This window comes from Streptomyces sp. NPDC060184, assembly GCF_042728795.1.
Taxonomy (GTDB): domain Bacteria; phylum Actinomycetota; class Actinomycetes; order Streptomycetales; family Streptomycetaceae; genus Streptomyces.
The window spans coordinates 109,943-128,400 of sequence record NZ_JBHWYX010000016.1 but is presented as its reverse complement, the minus strand read 5'-3'; the positions used below and the strand labels follow the sequence as shown (position 1 = coordinate 128,400).

Here is an 18,458-nt window from a genome sequence, read left to right as displayed (position 1 = left end):
CCGGAGACCGGGCACCGGGCTCGGAGGCGGCCCCCGAGGCCCGGGATCACGGCCTGGTCAGGCGGGCAACGGATCAAGTACGGCGCGTAGACGTCTGAGCAGGGCGGCGTCCAGAGCCGTGGTGGAGGCGTGCGCCTGCTGCGGGACCTCCTGCAGCAGTCCGACGGTGGCGTCGCCGTGCTGGACGACTCCCAGCACGCGGAACCTGGACTCCTGCGCGAAGAGGACGTCCTGGGCTCCTTCGCCCGTGAGGTCGCCGGTCCGGCGGCCGGTCACCGACCAGACCAGAACGTGGTCGGCGGGCCTGCTCGGACAGGCGCCGGACACCGACGCGGCACGCACCGGCAAGGTCGCCGTCCGCTCGCTGCCCACCGCGTCCGGCCCGAGCCGGGACGCGAGTTCATCGGCGGTACTCAGCGCGATCCCCCGGTAGGAAGGCAGTCGGCGCATTCCGGACCTCAGGCAGCGCAACAGCGTCCGGCTCCGTTCGTCCTCCTCGGCCAGCGCGGCGCGCAGCGCGCCGTCCGCCACGGATGTCATGTAGACGTGTACGGCGATCAGCTCGGCGAGCGCTTCGTCGAAGGCACCGCCCCCGGACAGTCCCCCGAGCAGACCCGGCGCCGCCCGCACGACGGCTTCATGGTGGTGCTGCCAGAAGGAGCCGAGGAAGGCGCGGAGCTTGACGTGGTCCGTGGGTTGTTCCTCGGGCCTCGCCGGGGAGAGCGCCGCCCGGGGCTCCGGCGTGCGTGCGGTGGCCGTCGCGGACACCGGGCCGGTGCCGGACGGGGTTTCCGGCCCGGACGGTGTCCGAGGACGGCCGAGCGCCTGTGCCCGAAGCTTCGACGGGGGGTGGACAGCAGTCTCCGCTCCGGCGGGCATCCGCGCGCGGGCCGGCCCGTCCGGTCGGGGCCCGGCGGGAACCGGTCTGTCCGGCGCGGTCCGTCCGGCAGCCCGGCCCGCGGCCGGCACGCGCCCGGAACTCCCCTGCGGTGCGGCCCCGTCGCGGCCCTCGCCCCGCGCGGACACCGGCTCGGCGGTCGGCTTCGCGGGGGCGGCGGGGGCGACAGCTTCGGACCGTCCGGTCCCGCGAACCGCGGCCTGCGTCGAGGCTGCCTCGGCGGCGGTGGCACGACCCGGGCCGGTACCCGGCAGCCCCCCTGTCAACGGGGCGCCGGTCGGCGGAGTGTCGGAATCCGAGGACCGCGGTGCCGGAGAGGAAGGTTCCGCGGCGCGGTGTTCCGCGGGACGGGACCGCCCCGTTCGGGCTGCGGGGGACGGGGACCCCGCCACGTCCACGCGGCTCCCGGCCACCTCCGCCTCCGCCTCCGTCCCCGTCTCCGCCTCCGTCTCCTCCGTCGACGTTGGCGTTGGCGTCGACGTCCCCGAACCCCTCTGGGCCCCTTCCTCGGACGTCTCCAGCGGCTTCGCGGACCCCTCGAACTCCGCCGTCCGTGCCGTGTGTGCGTAGGTCCGCCCCAGGGACGGGGGGTCTGCCGGGTCGGACTCCGCGGCACCCGTCGTCTGCGGCATCAGGGAGAAGCTGTGCCTGATCGTGAGGCGCCGCAGATGGTCCATGCCCTTGCCGCCGAGGACGCCGTGGACGTGGACGACGGCCCGTTCCCGGACCTCGGGCTCCAGTTCCGCGAACAGGCGGTCGAGACCGGGCCAGAGCGAGTCGTCGAGCGCTCGGTGCGGGGCCCCCAGTTCAATGGCGACAGCATCGGGGCAGGCGGCGCGGGTCGCGGCGACGGCCGGCGGCTCGCTGCTGCGTGGACCGATCCACAGACCGGCGGGCGTGACCGCCACCTTCCAGGTCTGCTCGAAGGGCAGGGCGCCGGGGTCCGTGCCCCGGAGCACCGGAACCGGAGCGCGCCACGACGTCACCCGGGCGGGTTGGGGCCGGTCGGACGTGGCCGGCACGCACGTGAGCGTCTCCGCGAACGGCCGCCACAGCGGGGCGCCGTCGGCGTCGACCGCGTAGAGCTCCGTCGTGGTCCCGCCCGCGGCGTCGTCGGCATCGCCGTCGGAATCACCGCCCTCGGCCACCACCGGCACCCCGTTGCCCACGTGCACCTCGGTACCGAGGATGTCGGCGACGGCCTGTCCGGTCTGCAGTATCGCCTGACCGTCCAGAGCCACCAGCCGGATGTCCCTGCGCACCCGCCCCGGCAGGGCGGCGATCATCGTCGCCAGTCCCGCGGCCGGTACGCCCGGCGCGTCCACGAGCAGGTGCGGCCGGTCCGGGTCCGGCGGGATGGCATACGGAAGCGTGTGGACGGCCGCGGGCGCCGCACCGGTCGGACGGATCATCAGGCCGGCCGGTACGGGCTCGACGACGTGGTCGGCGACCGGGGCGGAGTCGTCCATCCGGCGCAGCGCGGACTCCCAGTCGGGGATGGGCAGTCGGATGCCGACGAACCGCGGCACCTCGCCGAAGGAGAAGTGCCACCAGCCGCCGGGCGCGTCGGACAGGTCCGGCGAGAAGAGGGAGCCGTCCGGCACCACGACTGCCGGGCCGGCGGTGGCCAGGATGTCCAGTTCCCAGCGCTCGCACAGCAACCTGGCTGTCGAGGGCCGCCCTTCGGGCTCGTCGGCCCCCGCCGACATGACCAGCCGCAGCAGGCGTACGTCGTCGTCCTTGTACGTCCGCAACACCGGCGCGAGCAGTGCGCACAGGCCCTGCACGCCTTCGCCGCCGAGGGGGGTGCCGACCAGAACGGCAGCCTCGTGCTCGCGGGCGGGTCCGAGCCAGTCGGCGAGTTCGGACAGCCGAGCGGGCGGCCTGCTGCCCGCGTGCACCACGTGGACGTGCTCATGGATACGCGAGACCGTCAGGTGCGCACCAGGATCGGTGTGCCCCGTCCGCCGGGCGCCGCTGCGGCGTCTCATCGCGCGCTCCTCCACGAACTTGACGGTCATCCGGTCCTCACACATCGGTGGCTTGCTTCCCTCAACGTGTGAAGGTGTCCTGCCCTTGACGTATGGTCGGCCGAAGCGCCGTTCCGGTACCACACATGTTTGTCACTCGCAGCTTACCCGTCCCGGACGACGATGGGCCAAGTGGTTCGCCTGCGACAGCGTCGGTCCCAACACCCGGCGGACGGAGGAGGCTTCTCGCATGTTCCCACGTCTCCGCCGCGCTCCCGTGATTCACACCTTTCACCACTCGGCACGCCCCACCATCCAAGTCAGGGAACTCGATGACATGAACGACGAACATCTCCTTCTCCGCCCGCGGCTGAGGGTGTTGACCCCGCTCCTGGCCACCGCGCTCGCCGTCGTCGGCCCCGTGAGCGCGTCGGCCGCCACCCCGGCGCCTTCCGCGACGACGTCGGACGCACCGCGCTTGCCGCTGATACCTTCCTCGCTCGACGCGAACGACGCCGCATGCACCAAGGCCTCCGATACACAGGTGAGCACCGTCTCCTGGGCCCAGCAGAGCCTGGGCCTGGCGGAGGCGAACCGGTACTCGCAGGGGAAGGGTGTCCAGGTCGCGGTGGTGGACACCGGTGTGTCCCCCGGGGCCGTCGGGCTGTCCGGACGGGTCCGGGCGGACGGCGCCGCGGCCAAGGACTGTGTGGGGCACGGAACGTTCCTGGCCGGGGTGATCGGCGCCGCCCCGGTGCCCGGCAGCGGATTCGCCGGGGTGGCTCCGCAGGCACGGATCATCGCCGAGCGGGGCACCGACCAGCGGGGCGTGCCGAGCGCCGCGCTGATGGCCCAGGGCATCGAGGCGGCGGTCGACGGGGGCGCGGACGTGGTCCTCGTCTCCGCCGCGTTGCCGGGGGACACCTCGGTGCTGCGGACGGCCGTCGAGCACGCGGTCGACGAGGACGTCCTCGTGGTGGCGCCCGCCGCACCCGACACCGCGCCGGCGAGCGGTTCGGCACAGTCCGCGCCACCGCCCGCCGACTACTGGCCGGCCGCCGACGACGGCGTGCTGTCCGTCGTGAGCCTGGACATCGTCGGAAGCCGTCCGCAGGACGTCCCGCAGCCGCTCGACGCCGATCTCGCGGCGCCCGGCGAGGCCATCACCGGGATCGGCCCGGCCGGCCACGGCAATTACGTCGCCAACGGCTCCTCCGTGGCCGCAGCCTTCGTGGCCGGCACCGCCGCCCTGGTCCGGGCCTACCAACCCGGCCTGACAGCAGCCGAGACCGCTGCCCGGATCAGGGCGACCGCCGCCCACGCGCCGGTACCGCTGCTCGACCCGACCGCCGCGCTCAACACCGTGCTGGACTCGTCCGTTCCGTCCGCCGCACCGGTCGAGGGCGCCATCCACCTCCCCGGGGCGACGCCCAGGAGCACCGTGGTCCCCCGGGCCTGGACACTGGCCGCGGCCTGTCTGCTGCTGTTGCTGGTCGCGGGCGGGGCGATGACCCTGGCCCGGGTCCGGGCGGCGCGGCGGGCGCCGGGAGGCGGTGCGGCCTGAGCCGGCCGGGTCACCACCGGGTCCGGGCCGAACGCCTCCGCACGGCCCGGACCCCACCGGTCACCGGTCCCCGCCCACCTCCGCCGCACGGTCCTCCAGGAACGCGGTCTGGATCTGCGTCACACTGCGGCGCGTGATGTAGTTGCCCCGGCCGGGCGGCAGCAGGCGCGGTTTGACATTGCCGAACACATATCCCTCGCTGGGCGGGCACGACAGCAGCAGGCCGGGGGCGTTGACCTCCAGCAGCCGCCGTACGAGCGGGTCGCTGAGGCCCCTCATGGAACCCGCGGCCGAACGGGTCAGGACGACGTGCAGGCCGACCTCGTAGCCCAGCGGCAGATACTCCAGCAACGGCTCCAGCGGGCTGCGTCCCGGAGAGGCGATCAGGTCGTAGTCGTCGACGAGGACGAACAGCCGGGGACCGACCCACCAGTCGGCCTTCCGCATCCTGGCAGGGGTGATGTCCGGACCCGGGGTGCGGGTCTTCATGGCCCGTGCCGCGCCCTGCACGTACTCGTTCAGCTGGTCCACCGACACCGCGTGGCCCAGCCGGTACTCCTCCGGCACCCACTCCACCAGTTCCCGGCGGAAGTCGACCGCGAGGATGCGGGCCTCGGCCGGGGTGAACCGGTCGGTCACCGACTTCGCGACGAGCCTCAGCAGGTTCGTCTTGCCCGACTCGCTGTCGCCGAAGGCGACCAGGTGCGGGGTCTCGGCGAAGTCGTGCCAGGCCGGCGCCAGTTCCGTCTCCTCGACGCCGAGCGCGATCCGCAGTGGCCGTCCCCCGGTCGCCGGGGCGAGCTCGCGTGCGGCCAGATTCGTGGGCAGCATGCGCACGGGCGGCGCGGCGGGGCCGGGCCACGCCCGGGCCACCGCGTCGACCAGGTCGGCGACGCCGTCACTGAGGTCGGAGGGGTCGGCGACGCCGTCGATGCGGGGCAGCGCGGTGAGGAAGTGGAGCTTCGAGCCGACGGTCAGACCTCGGCCGGGGACGCGCGGCACGTTCCGGGCGAGACGGATGTCGATCATCGAGTCCAGGGCATCGCCCATCCGCAGTTCCAGTTTGGTCCCCGACTGGTCGCGGACCGCGGCGGACAGTTCGACCCAGCGGGTGGTGGTCGTGACGACGTGGACGCCGTAGTTGAGGCCGCTCGTGATGAACTGGCCGATCAGCGGCACGTAGTCCTGGAAGTCCTGCCGCACGGTCTGCCATCCGTCGATGACGAGGAAGACGTCGCCGTGCTGCTCCTCGGGGAACTCCCCCGCCGCACGTCGTCGCCGCAGCGTGGCCATCGAGTCGATGCCGTGCTCCAGGAAGAACCGTTCCCGATGGGCGAGCAGCGAGCTGATCTCGGCCACGGTCCGGCCCACCCGTTCGCCCTCCAGACGGCCCGCGACCCCGCCGACGTGCGGCAGGCCCTTGAGCGAGGAGAGCGCGCCGCCGCCGAAGTCCAGGCAGTAGAACTGCACCTCGCGCGGGGTGTGGGTGAGGGCAAGGGCCGTGATCAGGTTCCTCAGCAAGGTCGACTTGCCGCTCTGCGGACCGCCGCCGATGGTGACGTGTCCGCCGGCTCCGCTCAGGTCCACCATCAGCAGGTCGCGCACCTGCTCGAACGGCTTGTCCACGATGCCGACCGGCACCCGCAGCTTGCCTCGGTCCTCCCAGTCGGCGGTGGTCAGGCCCAGTTCGGGGTCGGGCACCAGCAGTGGCAGCAGCGCGTCGAGGGTGGGCGGCGCGTCCAGCGGCGGCAGCCACACCTGGTAGGCGGGCGGACCCGCGTCGCGCAACCGGTCGATGGCCACCGCCATCAGGCTGGTGTCGTCCGCGCCCTCGGTCACCGTCTCGGGCTCGGGAGCGGAGGGTGCCTCCCGCACGTTGACCCAGTCGCCGGTCCACGGCATCACCTGACCGGCGATCTTCTCCTGGGCGAGGGCGCCCACACGCTGCCGGTACGCCCCCGACACGTAGGCGGCGCGGAACCTGGTGAGCGGCTCCACACCGCTCTTGAGGTAGCCGGCGCCCGGCTGGGACGGCAGCTCGTAGGCGTCCGGCACGCCGAGCACACCGCGGCTCTCCATCGCGGAGAAGGTGCGCAGACCGATCCGGTAGGAGAGGTGACTCTCCAGCTGGTGCATGCGCCCTTCGTCCAGGCGCTGGGAGGCCAGCAGCAAGTGGACGCCGAGGGACCGGCCGAGCCGGCCGATGGCGACGAAGAGGTCCATGAACTCCCGGTGCGCGGAGAGAAGCTCACTGAACTCGTCGACGACGACGAGGAGGCTGGGCAACGGTTCGAGCGGTACGCCGGAGGCGCGCGCCTTCTCGTAGTCCAGCGCGGAGGTGTAGTTGCCGGCGGCCCGCAGGAGTTCCTGACGCCGCTGCATCTCGCCGCGCAGCGCGTCCTGCATGCGGTCCACCAGGGCCGCCTCGTCCGCGAGGTTGGTGATCACCGCGGAGGTGTGCGGCAGTTCGTCGAACCCGAGGAAGGTGGCACCGCCCTTGAAGTCCACGAGCACGAAGTTCAGGGACTCCGACGAATGGGCGAGGGCGAGTCCGAGCACCAGGGTGCGCAGCAGCTCGCTCTTGCCGGAGCCGGTGGCGCCGATGAGCATGCCGTGCGGCCCCATGCCGTCCTGCGCGGACTCCTTGAGGTCGAGTTCCACCGGACGGCCGTCGGCGCCGACCGCGATGGGAACCCGCAGCCGTTTGCGCTGTTCACCGCGGCGCTCCCAGAATTCCTGCGGAGAGTACCGGTACAGGTCGGTGATGCCGAGCAGGGTGGTGAGCTGGATGTCGCTGGACAGCGGCTGCGCTGCCTCGGCGGTGGTGCCGGTACGCATCGGGGCGAGCAGGGTGGCCAGGGCGCGGGCCCCGGCCGGGCCGAGCCGGTCCGCGCGGCCCAAGGGGATGGACGTCTCCTTGCGGTCGCGATCGGTCCGTACGATCTTGATCTCGTCGTGCGGCCCGTCCGCACCATCGGCCGCCTCGTCGGAAGCCTCCACCAGCAGGCGCAGCACGGTCCGACCGGGCTTCCAGGGCAGGGTGCCGGAGACGTCCAGCACCACCGTATTGCGGAATCCGGCCCGCTCGAACCGGTGGCCGGAGGGTACCTGGCCGCCGTCCAGGACGACGACGAGGTACGGCTCGTCCTTGGTCGGTGCGGCACCCGCCTCGAAGAGGGCGCGGTCGGTCAGTTCCTCGCCCAGCAGGTCTTCCAGCTCGGCGACGGTGGAGGTGATCAGCCGGGCCGGTCCAGCACCGTCGGTCTCCGTGGGATGCAGGGCGTGCGGGAGCCACTTGGTCCACTCCCACTCGCCGCGGCTCTCCGGGGAGACGCAGAAGGCGATCATCAGGTTCTGCGGGGTGTGCAGCACGGCGAGCTGGGCCAGTACGGCACGGACCGTCGCCAGCACCTTCTCCCGGTCGCCGCGCAGCAGAATGCGCGCCCAGGCGCGCAGGAAGAGGGCGATGGGTTGCTCGGGCACGGTGGAGTACGCGTTGATGAAGGCCCGCAGCGCGTGCGCGGTCAGCGGGTCCAGGTCCTCCACGGGCTTCGCCGTCTTGTTGACCAGCTGCATCGCCAGGCGCTGTTCGCCGACCGCGATGCGCACCTCGGCGAAGTCGTCGTCGGAGGTGCGTCGCTCCCACAGCCGGCTCGTCCGGACGAACGACCACAGGTTGTCCGGTCCGGGGTGGCGCCAGGCCAGTGCGCGCTGCTGCTCGGCGACGGCGGAGCGCACTTTGTACCGGACCCCGCCGAGATAGCGGAGGTAGTCGCGGCGGACGCCCTGCATCTTCTGTTTGCGCTCGGAGCCCGACTTCACCAGCTGCCCGACCAGCATGGTGATCATCGACAGCAGCATCAGCCCGACCACCAGGTAGATCACCGGACCGGTACCACTGCCGATACGTGTGTAGAGCAGCACCATGCCGACGGACATGCCCGCCATCGGCAGGTAGGTGAGCATGTTGGCTGCGGAGGAGGGCGCCGCCTCCGCGAGTGTCGGTGGTTCCTGGAGCGTCAGCTCACCGTCCGGCAGCTCCGGGCCGCGGCGGCGGGCCGGCCTGCGGAAGAACACCACACTCAACTGGCTCTCCATTCAACTGTACAGAGGGCGATCCCGCACCGGGGGACATCGGAGCGGCGACCAGGCGGCCACAGAGATACATGTGACTCTGGGCTCCGGCGAAAAGTTACTTGCGGTCATGAGAGTATCTGTTGCCAGGTACTTCTGGCCAAGACACCCCGACCGCCCCCGCCCTGCCGTCATGTGTTCCGCGGAACACATTGCTGCGCGGCCGTGCATCTTCCCTCGGAAGGCTGTTGCCCCCATGAGCGAAGGCTCGCTGAACGGGCTGTGCCGTCTCACCGTGCGCGCCCCGGACAAGACACTGGACCTGGCCGTACCGGCCGACGTGCCGATCGCGGACCTGTTGCCGGTGATCGCCGGACACGCCGGCGAGGACCTCCCGGAACAGGGACTGGAACACGGCGGCTGGGTCCTGCAGCGCCTGGGCGGGCACCCCTTGGACGTCGAGGGCACCCCCGACTCCCTCAACCTGCGCGAGGGCGAGACGCTCGTGCTGCGCCCGCAGACCGAGGCGCTGCCGCCGGTGCGTTACGACAGTCTGCTGGAAGCGGTCTCGGCCGTGGTGCAGAACCTGCCGCACGCGTGGAGTCCGCAGATCAGCCGGTGGGTCCTGCGACTGGTCATGGCCGCGGCCCTGCTCGGTTGCCTGGTCCTGCTGGTCGTGTCCAAGGGCGCGACGGGCGACCGGGCGATCCTCGCGGCGGGCGCCGCCCTGCTCGCGCTGTCCGGGGCGGGATCCGCCGCCCGGGTGCTGGACGACCCGCACGGCGGCGTACTGCTCGGGCTGTTCGGCTCGTCCTTTCTCGCGGTGGCCGGCCTCCTGCTGACCGGAAGCGGGCAGCCCGGCGACGGTTCTGCCCGCACCGCGGGCGCCCATCTGCTCGCCGCGGGCGCGGCTGCCGCCGTCGGGCTGGTCCTGGCCACCGCGGTGGTGGCCGGCTATCCGGTGGTGTTCGCCTCCGGCGGGGTGCTGGCCCTGGCGGCGGTGCTCGGCGGAGGCCTCATGCTGGCGCTGGACGTCTCCGCCCATCAAGCCGTCGCGGCGGTCGCCTGCGCGGCCGTGTTGCTGGGCGCGTTCATCCCGATGATGTCCTTCTCGCTCTCCGGTCTGCGCCTCCCTCCGCTGCCCACCCGGCCCGATCAGCTTCAGGAGGGCATCGAACCGCAGACCGAGAACGACGTCGCGGACGGTGGCGCTGCGATCGACCACTGGATGACCGGTCTGTACGGCGCGGTGGGACTGGTCTGCCTCGCCGCATTCGTCCTGATGGCCCGCCACCCGGGCCGGCCCGAGACGGTCACGGTACTGGTGCTGGCGATCCTGCTCGCCCTGCACGGCCGCAGCCTGGGCACCTCCTGGCAGCGCATCGCCCTGAGCCTGCCCGCGGGCATCGGCATCGTGGTCCTGGTCGTCGAACTCGCCGTCCGGCACGGCGAGAACGGGGGACAGCTGGGAATTGCCGCCCTGCTGCTGGGCGCCGTGCTCACCGCGGTGGTCTCCTGGACGGTGCCCGGCCGGCGGCTGCTGCCGCACTGGGGGCGCGCCGGGGACCTGCTCCAGTCGGGCGCCGCCCTTGCCCTGCTGCCCCTTGCCCTGTGGGTCCTGGACGTGTACCAGCGCCTGCGCGGCATGTTCGGCTGAAAGTTGAGGAGGTGTCATCGTGCAATCCCGACGCGACCAGGTCATGGCGCATCAGTTCCTGGTGTCCCGGCTGACCTCGGGTCTGTTGCGCGCCAATCCCGACGTGGTGGAACCACCCACCCGGCGCACCAACCGCGGGATGACCTACGGAGCGATCATCTCGGTGGTCGTGGCCGGCGGGTTCCTCCTGTTCGGCCTGGTCCAACCCGGCGGCAACACGGGATGGCAGAGCGGCAACGCACTGATCGTCGAGAAGGAGACCGGGACCCGGTACGTGTACGACGGCCGGCTGCACACCGTACTCAACTACCCGTCGGCCCGGCTGCTGTTGGGCGCGGACATGACGACCGTGAGTGTCTCCGTGGGCTCGCTGGGCTCGGCACGGCACGGCTCCGAGGTCGGCATCCCCGGCGCGCCCGACTCGTTGCCCACTCAGGACAGTCTGAACGCCCGTCCCTGGCAGGTGTGCGCCGCCACCACGAAGACCGACTCCGGTGCCGTCCGGCCGCTCACCGTCCTCGCCGTCGACTCGGTGCAGGACGGCACCGGCGTGCGCGAGGGGGAAGCCGTCCTGGTGAAGGGGCCGGACGGCACCAGCTATCTCCTGTGGCGGGACAACCGGTTCAAGGTGTCGGGCGGGCCGACGGCGCTCGCGGCCCTCGGGTACGGCGGCGCCGACGCCACCAGCGTGTCCGCCGCGTTCCTCGACGCGGTCCCCGCCGGCCCCGACCTCGCGGCGCCGCCCGTGCCGGACCTCGGCGGCAACGGACCCGAACTGGACGGCCGGGCCACCCGGATCGGTCAGGTGTTCACCGCCGAGACGCCGGGCTCGGACAAGCGCTACTACGTACTCGGCGACGACGGCCTGATCCCGGTCACCCCGACCCAGGCCGCCCTCGATCTGGGCGATCCTCAGACCAAGGCGAAGGCGTATCAGGGCAGCGCCGCGAAGGAAACCGTGCTGTCGGCCCAGACGCTCGGCGGCGCACTGGCCCCCTCCGGTTCGGCCACCGGCGCCGCCGTGCGCGAGGCCGCGTCCCGGCTGCCGTCCGAACCACCCGCCCTGCTGGGCATGGACGGCACGACCGGGGTGTGCGTCGGACTGGACCCCAGGGGCACCGAAGCCATCTCGGTGACGATGTCGCTGGTCTCGGCGAAAACGATCGTCGAGGAGGCCCTGCCGCCGCTGAAAGCGCTGGCCCCCGCCTGTCTGCCGATCGACGGCATCGCCGTGGCCCCCGGCACGGGCAGTCTGGTGCGCGCGCTGAACAGCACCGGCGGCGGTACGGGGACAACCACGTATCTCGTCACGGACAGCGGTGTGAAGTACCGGGTGCCGTCGGTGACGGCGGCCAAGGACCTGGGGTACGACCTGTCCGCGGCCGACGGCCTGCCGGCGCCCCTGCTCAACATGTTGCCCACCGGTCCCGACCTGTCGCCGGAAGCCGCGGCGAGCGGCGACGCGAAGGCGACGGGGTCGCCGGCCTGCGGATAGGGCAACAAGGCACATGCGAAGCCAGATTGACACCTGTACCGAGTATGGTGAACATCGAAGATAGGTGTCTCGTTCTCAATATAAGAACACCTTGACGACAAGGAGAGCGACATGGCCACCACACTCAACGGCCAGCAGTCATCGTCGGACAAGACATTCAACGACTCCATCACCTACCTGGAGATCGCCAAGGGCAAGCTTCACGACATCAAGGGCGAGGTCGGGACGGAGCACCAGGGGCTCGGCAACACGTACGGCGGCGAAGACGGAACCGCCTACGGACGCGCTCTGCAGAACTGGCTCGACACCCTTGAGTCCATCCGCACCACCTGCACCTCCATGGAGGAGGCGCTCCGGACGAACCAGACGGAAGCCAGGCAGGCGCAGCAGCACAATGTCAGCCTCGTGGCCGACGCCACGAGGGGAATGACCGCTCCGGACTCCTCCATCAGCGGAACCACGTTCGCGGCGCTCCACCCGCAGCAGTGAGCCGTCGAAACGTTTGAGACTTCCGGTAGACAGCACACACGCAGTAGCACCATCCCGGCCACCAAGGAGTAAACGTGTCTGAGGGCATCTTCATCAACCACCAGCGTGCTCAGGTTTCAGCACTGACCATGGAAACTCAGCAGCGGCTGATCAAGGATGCCGTAGGCGAACTGCAGCAGAACCTCAACAAGGTGATCGGTTTCTGGGAGGGTCCGGACCAGGAGTTCTACTACGGGACGGTGGTCCCCACGTGGCAGAGGCAGATCGAGCTGCTGGACCAGCAGCTGGGCACGCTCGTCCAGATCCTCCAGGAGAACTCGCAGACCTACGCGCGCACGGCCGCGAGGGCCGCGTCCAACTTCGAGAACATCAGGTAACGACTCCCCGGAACCCGCCGGAACAGCAGGAAGGCGCCCATGCCCGGTAGCGAGCACCACCATCTGGAACAGCTGGACTACGCTGCTCTGCAGAACTTCGTCGACACCGACGTGAGCGGCTTCCTGCACCGGATCGACGACGTGCGGGCACCCGATGCCCACCCGACGTCGCTCTACGACGTCAGCAAGAAGCCACAGGTACTGGCGATCGGTGCGATGGCCGGTGACGACCAGACCGGCGGCAAGAACATGTGCGACAACGCCAAGAAGGCCGCCACCGCGATCGACGGTGTCCTGAACCGGCACAAGACCGCCTTCACCAAGCTCCAGACCGATCTGGGAAACGTCATCAGGGACATGAAGAAGGCCGAGGGAAACAACCTCACCAACGTCACGTCGGCAGACTTCATGCGCGGGATCGGCGACTACACGACGGCACTCGGCGGTTCGAGCACCGGTACCGGCACCGGCACCGGTACGAGCACCGGAAACAGCCTGTCCCTCTGAGGCCCTCGACGCCTCTGACATCCACGGAGAAGCATCACCATGGCCGCCCAGAGCTGGGAAGACATCCTCCACCTGTTGACCAACTGGTCGCTCGTGGCACGTGCCGACGTCACGAAGGTCGCCGGTGACAGCGGTATTCCCTGGGCCAACGTGAACTTCAAAAGGGGTGGCTCGACCTTCGACAGCGACGACGACGTCTTCGCGCTGATCCAGCCCATCAACCCCAACAAGGGGTGGCACTTCGAGTTCTTCACCGTCCGGGGCGGTGCGGCGAAGTGCCGGCTCGATGTCACCTACCTCGACGACCCCACGTTCCACGGCTTCTGGGATCACTCGGGCGAGGTGTTGTCGGGCCTGGTCTCGCAGTACTCCTCCGAAAAGGGTGACATCAGTGTCCGGGGTGACGGAGCGCCCACCGTCGACGGGGTGAAGCTCAAGTCGTTCGCCGAGCTGGCCTGGTCGTTCGACGCGGCGGGGGAATTCTTCAAGCAGCAGACCGCGGTCCTGGAGGACTGGAAGAACCAGCTCGGCAGCGAGCAGGCCTCGTGGAAGGGGACGGCAGCCGGCGCGTTCTGGCTTCTGGTGGACGATCTCCACAAGAAGTACGAGAACTACACCTCACAGCTGCAACCGCCCGGCTTCTCCCCGCAGCACCGGTCCCCTTCCACGGGCTACGTCAGCACCACCCTGCACGGGGACGACCTGATCGGCGCGGAGCAGGCCCTCTACAAGGCCTATCAGGACCTCTACCAGATCTACAGCGACTTCTACTGGCAGCGGGGCCAGCCCATCACGGTCGGCCTTCCCGACGGCACCACCACACAGCAGCAGATCCCGGCTGATCCACTGGACGTGATGAACGGGGTGTTCGTGGAGCTCGGGCGCTGGATCATCGACAACAACTCCAGGAAGTTCGGGTGGGCGACCAACACGACGACCGAAGGCACGTACGTCACGGTGGAGACCCAGCCCGGATACACCGAGGACACGGCATGGGGCGGCCTGACCGACACGGCCACCTGGCACCGGGCCACGCAGGAGGCAGTCGACCGCTGGACCAGGAACGTCGAGACCAACCTGGACGCCAAGGCTCGGCCGGTACTGGAGAACCTTCAGAAGGACTGGTCCAGGGTGCTCGACGCGGCCTGGAACTCGGCGTTCTCCTTCAGCGACACGGGCTCCTCACTGAGCTCCGCCGTCCAGGAGGAAAGCACCGGTAAGGGCAACAGCAGCCTCGACGACAACCTGAAGAAGCTCGGCGACGGGCTCGACAACCTCGGCGGGGGGATCAAGGGCCTCGGCGACGGCATCGGCGACAGCTTCAAAGGCCTCGGCGACGGCCTCAACGACAGCTTCCAGGGCTTGGGCGACGGCATCGGCGACAGCTTCAAGGGTCTCGGCGACGGCCTGAACGGCATGGGGAACGGGCTCAGCAACGGCCTGGCGAACATCACGCACGGAACGGGAGACGGCGCCCTCACCGACCTCCCGACCACGGGGCTGGGCGGCGCCGACGACCCGTTCTCGGCGACGGACATACCGACCGTGTCCAGTGGCACCGGCGACGGCGGCTTCGGCACGAACCTGCCGGACACCAGCGGTCCGACGGACACCGGCACCCTGCTCGGCGGCGGCACCGCCACGGGCGCCTTCGGCTCCGGTCTCCCCATCAGCAACATCGACGGCAGCACCACGACCCGGACCGGCGACGGCACGGTCACCAGCTACCCGGACGGAAGTTCGGTCACCCGCAACGCCGACGGCAGCATCACGTCGACGTTCCCGGACGGTTCCAGTCGGACGGTCTCCCCCACGGGCGACGTGACCACCGTGGACCCCCAGGGGCACACCACCACCAGCCACCTGGGCGTGGGCGAATCGCTCACCAACGCCGACGGCAGCGGCATTACGCGCAACGCGGACGGCAGCCTGACCACGACCGCCGCCGACGGAACGAAAACCACCCATTTCGCCAATGGTGCCTCGGAGATCGTCACCCCGGACGGCCAGACCCAGCTGACGTCCCCGGACGGCACCGTCTCCCACCTCAACAGCGACGGCAGTCTGACCACCGACGGCATGGGCGGCTCGGAGGTCACGGTGCACCCCAACGGGGACGTGACCACGGTCGACGCGGACGGCAACAGCACGACCAGCCACCTCGGTACCGGCGAGAGCATCACGACGGCGGACGGCAGCACCATCACCGTCGACGGGGACGGCAACATCGTCACCCACAACCCGGACGGCAGCACCACCACGCTCCACGCGGACGGCACGGTCACCACCACCGACGCGACCGGTACCGGGCTGGGCAGCGGTCTCTCGGGCGGAAACATCACCGTGCCGTCGTACGACTTCCCCACCTACAGCGGCGGTACCGGAACCACCTACACCCCGGACGGAACCAGCATCACCAGCTATCCCGACGGCAGCACCAAGGTCCAGCACCTGGACGGCAGCGGACTGGTCACCACGGCGGACGGACGGTCCCAGTCGATCCCCAGTCCGGCTACCGCGGCTTCCATGGAGGCCGAGAAGGCGGCGGCGGAGGCGGCGGCGGGCACCGGAGCGGGGGCAGGCGTCTCGGCGGCGGCCGGCCCGGGCACCTCGGACAGTCAGAACGCCATGGGTCTGCTCTCGCCCATGATGATGATGGCCGGCATGAACCGCATGGGCCAGCAGGGCGGCCAGCAGGGCGGCGGGGACCGGGAACGCGACCTGTACGACGGCAACGACATGGACGGCGCCGTCTTCGGGCACGGCGGGCCACCGTTCGGCCAGCAGCCCGCTCCCGCCGAGGACCCGGAGGAGTGGGAGGAGGAGGAGACCGACAGCGACGAACTCCTCGGCCCGCGCCGCACGTCCAGCGATTCCCCCTACGGCCCCTCCGGCAACCGGCAGGTGCCGGGAACCCAGAGCTCTGCCTGGTCGGGCCAGGGCAAAGACGTCTGGGGCACCGAGGAGGGCGGTCTTCCGGCGTCCATCGGCCACTGATGGACGTACATCGGTTCCTTGGGCCGCCTCCGAGGCGGTTCAACCGGCACAGGAGCAACAGTCATGAGTTCGTCACTGGCAGAACAGCAGCAGCAGGCACTGGCCGAGTTCGCGAAGAAGCGCGAAGCGCTCATGGAGGCCAGGTCGCAGATCAAGTCGATCTCCGTGACGGCCCGCTCCCGGGACGGCGCCGTCGAGATCACGATCGGCACCGACGGGACACCGTCGGGCCTTCGCTTCCCCAACAACAAGTTCAAGGAGATGACGGGCCAGGCCCTCGCGGCCAGCGTGCTGGAGGCGATGGCGGCCTCGAAGGCGCAAGTGGCCTCGCGTGCCACGGCCATCATGGAGGCGGTGGGCGGCACGGGCCCGGGCACCATGGACGGCGGGGTGCTGGACCGTCTCAACCTGGACAAGCTCCTCGACGGCGGCTCGCTGCAGGAGATCTTCGCCCGTCGTCATGGGGGTGACAAGCGTGGCTGACGAGAATGTGTTCGCCGCCGATCCGGAGCGCATCAAGTCCGGTGGCAATGCGACCGGCAATGTCGCGGATCTGACGGGCGAGGCCGCCGACCGGTTCGCGGATGCCACCGCGTACGACATGGCCGACCCGCCGTGGGGCAACGACTCCTACGGCAATCAGTACATCCAGAACTACATCCCGGTCCACACCATGCTCCGGAACGGCATCCGTGACCTGTCTCTGGCCCTGGAGAGCGCGGCCCGGCTCACGCTGAACTCGGGCAGGAGCTTCGAGACGGCCAAGAGCGACAACATGGACAACATCCGCCGCGGCTCCGGCGGGCCCGACGTGCACCGCGTCTGAACCGTGTTGTGAGACTCCCGCCTGCTGGGTGAGGAGAGAAGTCCTCGCCGCACTCCGGTCTCCCGGACCGCGGCGAGGACTTTTCCCGTTCGCGCCGGTCCCGCTACTTCCTGGACCACTTCTGGTTGTCGTGCCCGTTGCAGTCCCACAGTTGCAGTCGGCTGCCGTTGCCCGTGTACCCGCCCGTCACGTCCACGCACCTGTTGGCCAGGCTGCTGACCAGATCGTGCCGGTAGTTGAGGTCGAACTGTTGCGCGGGACCGCCGTTGCAGTTCGCCAGCTGTACGACCGTGCCGTTGGAGGTCGACGCGCCCGCGGCGTCCATGCACAGGCCGAAAGCGCGGATCGTGCCGTCGGAACGGATGGACCACCGCTGCGCGGCCGACGAGGTCGAGCAGTCCCGGATCTCCAGCGGGGAGCCGTCCCTGCCCTTGCCCCCGGACACCGCGAGGCAGCGTCCGGAGTCGTGGCTGAACACCATCGTCCCGGAAAGGGCCGTGCTGCTTGCTGCCCCGGAGGTGGCAGGAGCGGTCGAGTGCACGACCGCGGCCGGCGCGTGAGTGGCCTGGGCGGTGGGCCGCTGGTCGGACGAGGACGACGATGTACCGGCGCTCCCCGTCTTGCTGCCGCCCGTGTCCCCGCTCTTGCCGTCGTCGTGCGACGACGACGAGGAGGAGCCGTGCGCGTCGCCCTTGTCCGCACCGGAGGCGTCGTGCTTGTTGTCGTCTTTGCCTCCGACGGCCGCGGCAGGGGTGACGCCAGGGGTGGCCCGCCCCGACTCGTGCCCGGTCGGGAGCGGCAGGACGCCGGGCAATCCGACTCGGGCGCCGCCGTCCGCGCCCGCTTCGAGCATCGAAGCGGCGGCTTCCGGGGCGGCGGTGTCGTGGGCCGAACCTCCCCCGCGCAGGCCGACGAGGACACCGGCCACCAGAACCACCCCGGTGACCGCCGCGACGGTGAGTACCGTGCGATGACTGCCGCGCAGCAGGGCGCGGGCTCCCTTCCGTCCGGTTACCGGGGCCGCGGTCGAAGCGGTGCGCGTGCCGGCCATGACGTCGGCGCGCACATCGCTGCCGGTGGCCGGGGCAGTCCCGGCCTCCTTGCGGGACGCCTCCGGGCCCAACTCGGCCTGGACGGCACCGTCGGGTCCGGGTTCGATCGCCGCCTCGGCCCCGGAACCAGACTCGGTACCGGTGCGGGTGGCAGTGTCGGCCCGTCGCCGAAAGCCCCGTGGTGCGAGCAACGAAGCGGGCGAGGCGGCGGAGTCGGCCCGGGACGGGGCGCCGCTCTTCTTGGTCTTTTCTTCGTTGGACTCCTTCCGTCCGTCCGAGGTGCCGGCGGAGGTCCGTGCCCGCACCACCGATTCCGTCGGCAGCGGGGGAACGTCTGCCGCGGCGGGCAGCTCACGGGGCGCCGCGACGGAGGTGACCGGGGTACTCGCCGGTGCCGCGCGGGCCGGCCGCGGCGGATCTGGTGATTTCACGTGCTTCCTTCCCGAGGGAGCGCAGAACGGAGCCGGTGCGCCAGGTTTCGGCACACCTGCCTACTCCCACATCTGCATAACGGCTCCGAGTACCGCAGGGTACAACACATGTGAGTTACGA

General features: G+C 70.6%; 12 protein-coding genes. 9 read left to right on the top strand and 3 right to left on the bottom strand.

Translation table 11 applies throughout. From position 1 onward, the window contains the following. Nucleotides 1-57 precede the first annotated feature (57 nt). Nucleotides 58-2,889, bottom strand: coding sequence for a hypothetical protein (locus ACFWEE_RS13550; RefSeq protein ID WP_386888802.1), 2,832 nt, complete (start codon nt 2,887-2,889; stop codon nt 58-60). Nucleotides 2,890-3,205: 316 nt separating this feature from the next. On the opposite strand from ACFWEE_RS13550, the gene ACFWEE_RS13545 reads away from it, so the two are divergent. Then, the gene (locus ACFWEE_RS13545) at nt 3,206-4,432 is read left to right on the top strand and encodes a S8 family serine peptidase (protein ID WP_386888801.1); all 1,227 of its coding nucleotides are present in this window, start codon (nt 3,206-3,208) and stop codon (nt 4,430-4,432) included. Nucleotides 4,433-4,492: 60 nt separating this feature from the next. On the opposite strand, the gene eccCa is transcribed toward ACFWEE_RS13545, so the two are convergent. Next, complete coding sequence (eccCa, locus tag ACFWEE_RS13540; protein ID WP_386888799.1) at nt 4,493-8,530, bottom strand: type VII secretion protein EccCa; 4,038 nt, start codon at nt 8,528-8,530, stop codon at nt 4,493-4,495. A 232-nt stretch (nt 8,531-8,762) separates the two neighbouring features. On the opposite strand from eccCa, the gene eccD reads away from it, so the two are divergent. From eccD to ACFWEE_RS13500, 8 genes are all read left to right on the top strand, one after another. Continuing rightward, on the top strand, nt 8,763-10,163 hold the full coding sequence (gene eccD / locus ACFWEE_RS13535) for a type VII secretion integral membrane protein EccD (protein ID WP_386888797.1): 1,401 nt from the start codon (nt 8,763-8,765) through the stop codon (nt 10,161-10,163). A gap of 19 nt (nt 10,164-10,182) precedes the next feature. Then, nucleotides 10,183-11,658, top strand: a complete 1,476-nt coding sequence (gene eccB, locus ACFWEE_RS13530; protein WP_386888795.1) for a type VII secretion protein EccB — start codon at nt 10,183-10,185, stop codon at nt 11,656-11,658. A 111-nt stretch (nt 11,659-11,769) separates the two neighbouring features. Next, the gene (locus ACFWEE_RS13525; protein WP_386888793.1) at nt 11,770-12,147 is read left to right on the top strand and encodes a hypothetical protein; all 378 of its coding nucleotides are present in this window, start codon (nt 11,770-11,772) and stop codon (nt 12,145-12,147) included. A 74-nt stretch (nt 12,148-12,221) separates the two neighbouring features. Then, nucleotides 12,222-12,524: a hypothetical protein gene (locus ACFWEE_RS13520; RefSeq protein WP_386888791.1), complete on the top strand. Its 303-nt coding sequence runs from the start codon at nt 12,222-12,224 to the stop codon at nt 12,522-12,524. A gap of 39 nt (nt 12,525-12,563) precedes the next feature. After that, the gene (locus ACFWEE_RS13515; protein WP_386888789.1) at nt 12,564-13,031 is read left to right on the top strand and encodes a type VII secretion system-associated protein; all 468 of its coding nucleotides are present in this window, start codon (nt 12,564-12,566) and stop codon (nt 13,029-13,031) included. A 39-nt stretch (nt 13,032-13,070) separates the two neighbouring features. Next, a complete protein-coding gene (locus ACFWEE_RS13510; RefSeq protein ID WP_386888787.1) occupies nt 13,071-16,028 on the top strand; it encodes an AAWKG family protein in 2,958 nt (985 codons plus the stop codon). Nucleotides 16,029-16,091: 63 nt separating this feature from the next. Then, nucleotides 16,092-16,511 carry a YbaB/EbfC family nucleoid-associated protein gene (locus ACFWEE_RS13505; RefSeq protein WP_386888785.1) on the top strand — a complete coding sequence of 140 codons (420 nt, stop codon included), beginning with the start codon at nt 16,092-16,094 and terminating at the stop codon, nt 16,509-16,511. Continuing rightward, nucleotides 16,504-16,854: a hypothetical protein gene (locus ACFWEE_RS13500; protein WP_386888783.1), complete on the top strand. Its 351-nt coding sequence runs from the start codon at nt 16,504-16,506 to the stop codon at nt 16,852-16,854. The genes ACFWEE_RS13505 and ACFWEE_RS13500 overlap by 8 nt, the downstream gene beginning before the upstream one ends. 103 nt (nt 16,855-16,957) lie before the next feature. Here the strand turns inward: ACFWEE_RS13500 and ACFWEE_RS13495 are convergent, their stop codons facing one another. Beyond that, nucleotides 16,958-18,337: a ricin-type beta-trefoil lectin domain protein gene (locus tag ACFWEE_RS13495; protein WP_386888781.1), complete on the bottom strand. Its 1,380-nt coding sequence runs from the start codon at nt 18,335-18,337 to the stop codon at nt 16,958-16,960. Between the last annotated feature and the right edge of the window lie 121 nt (nt 18,338-18,458).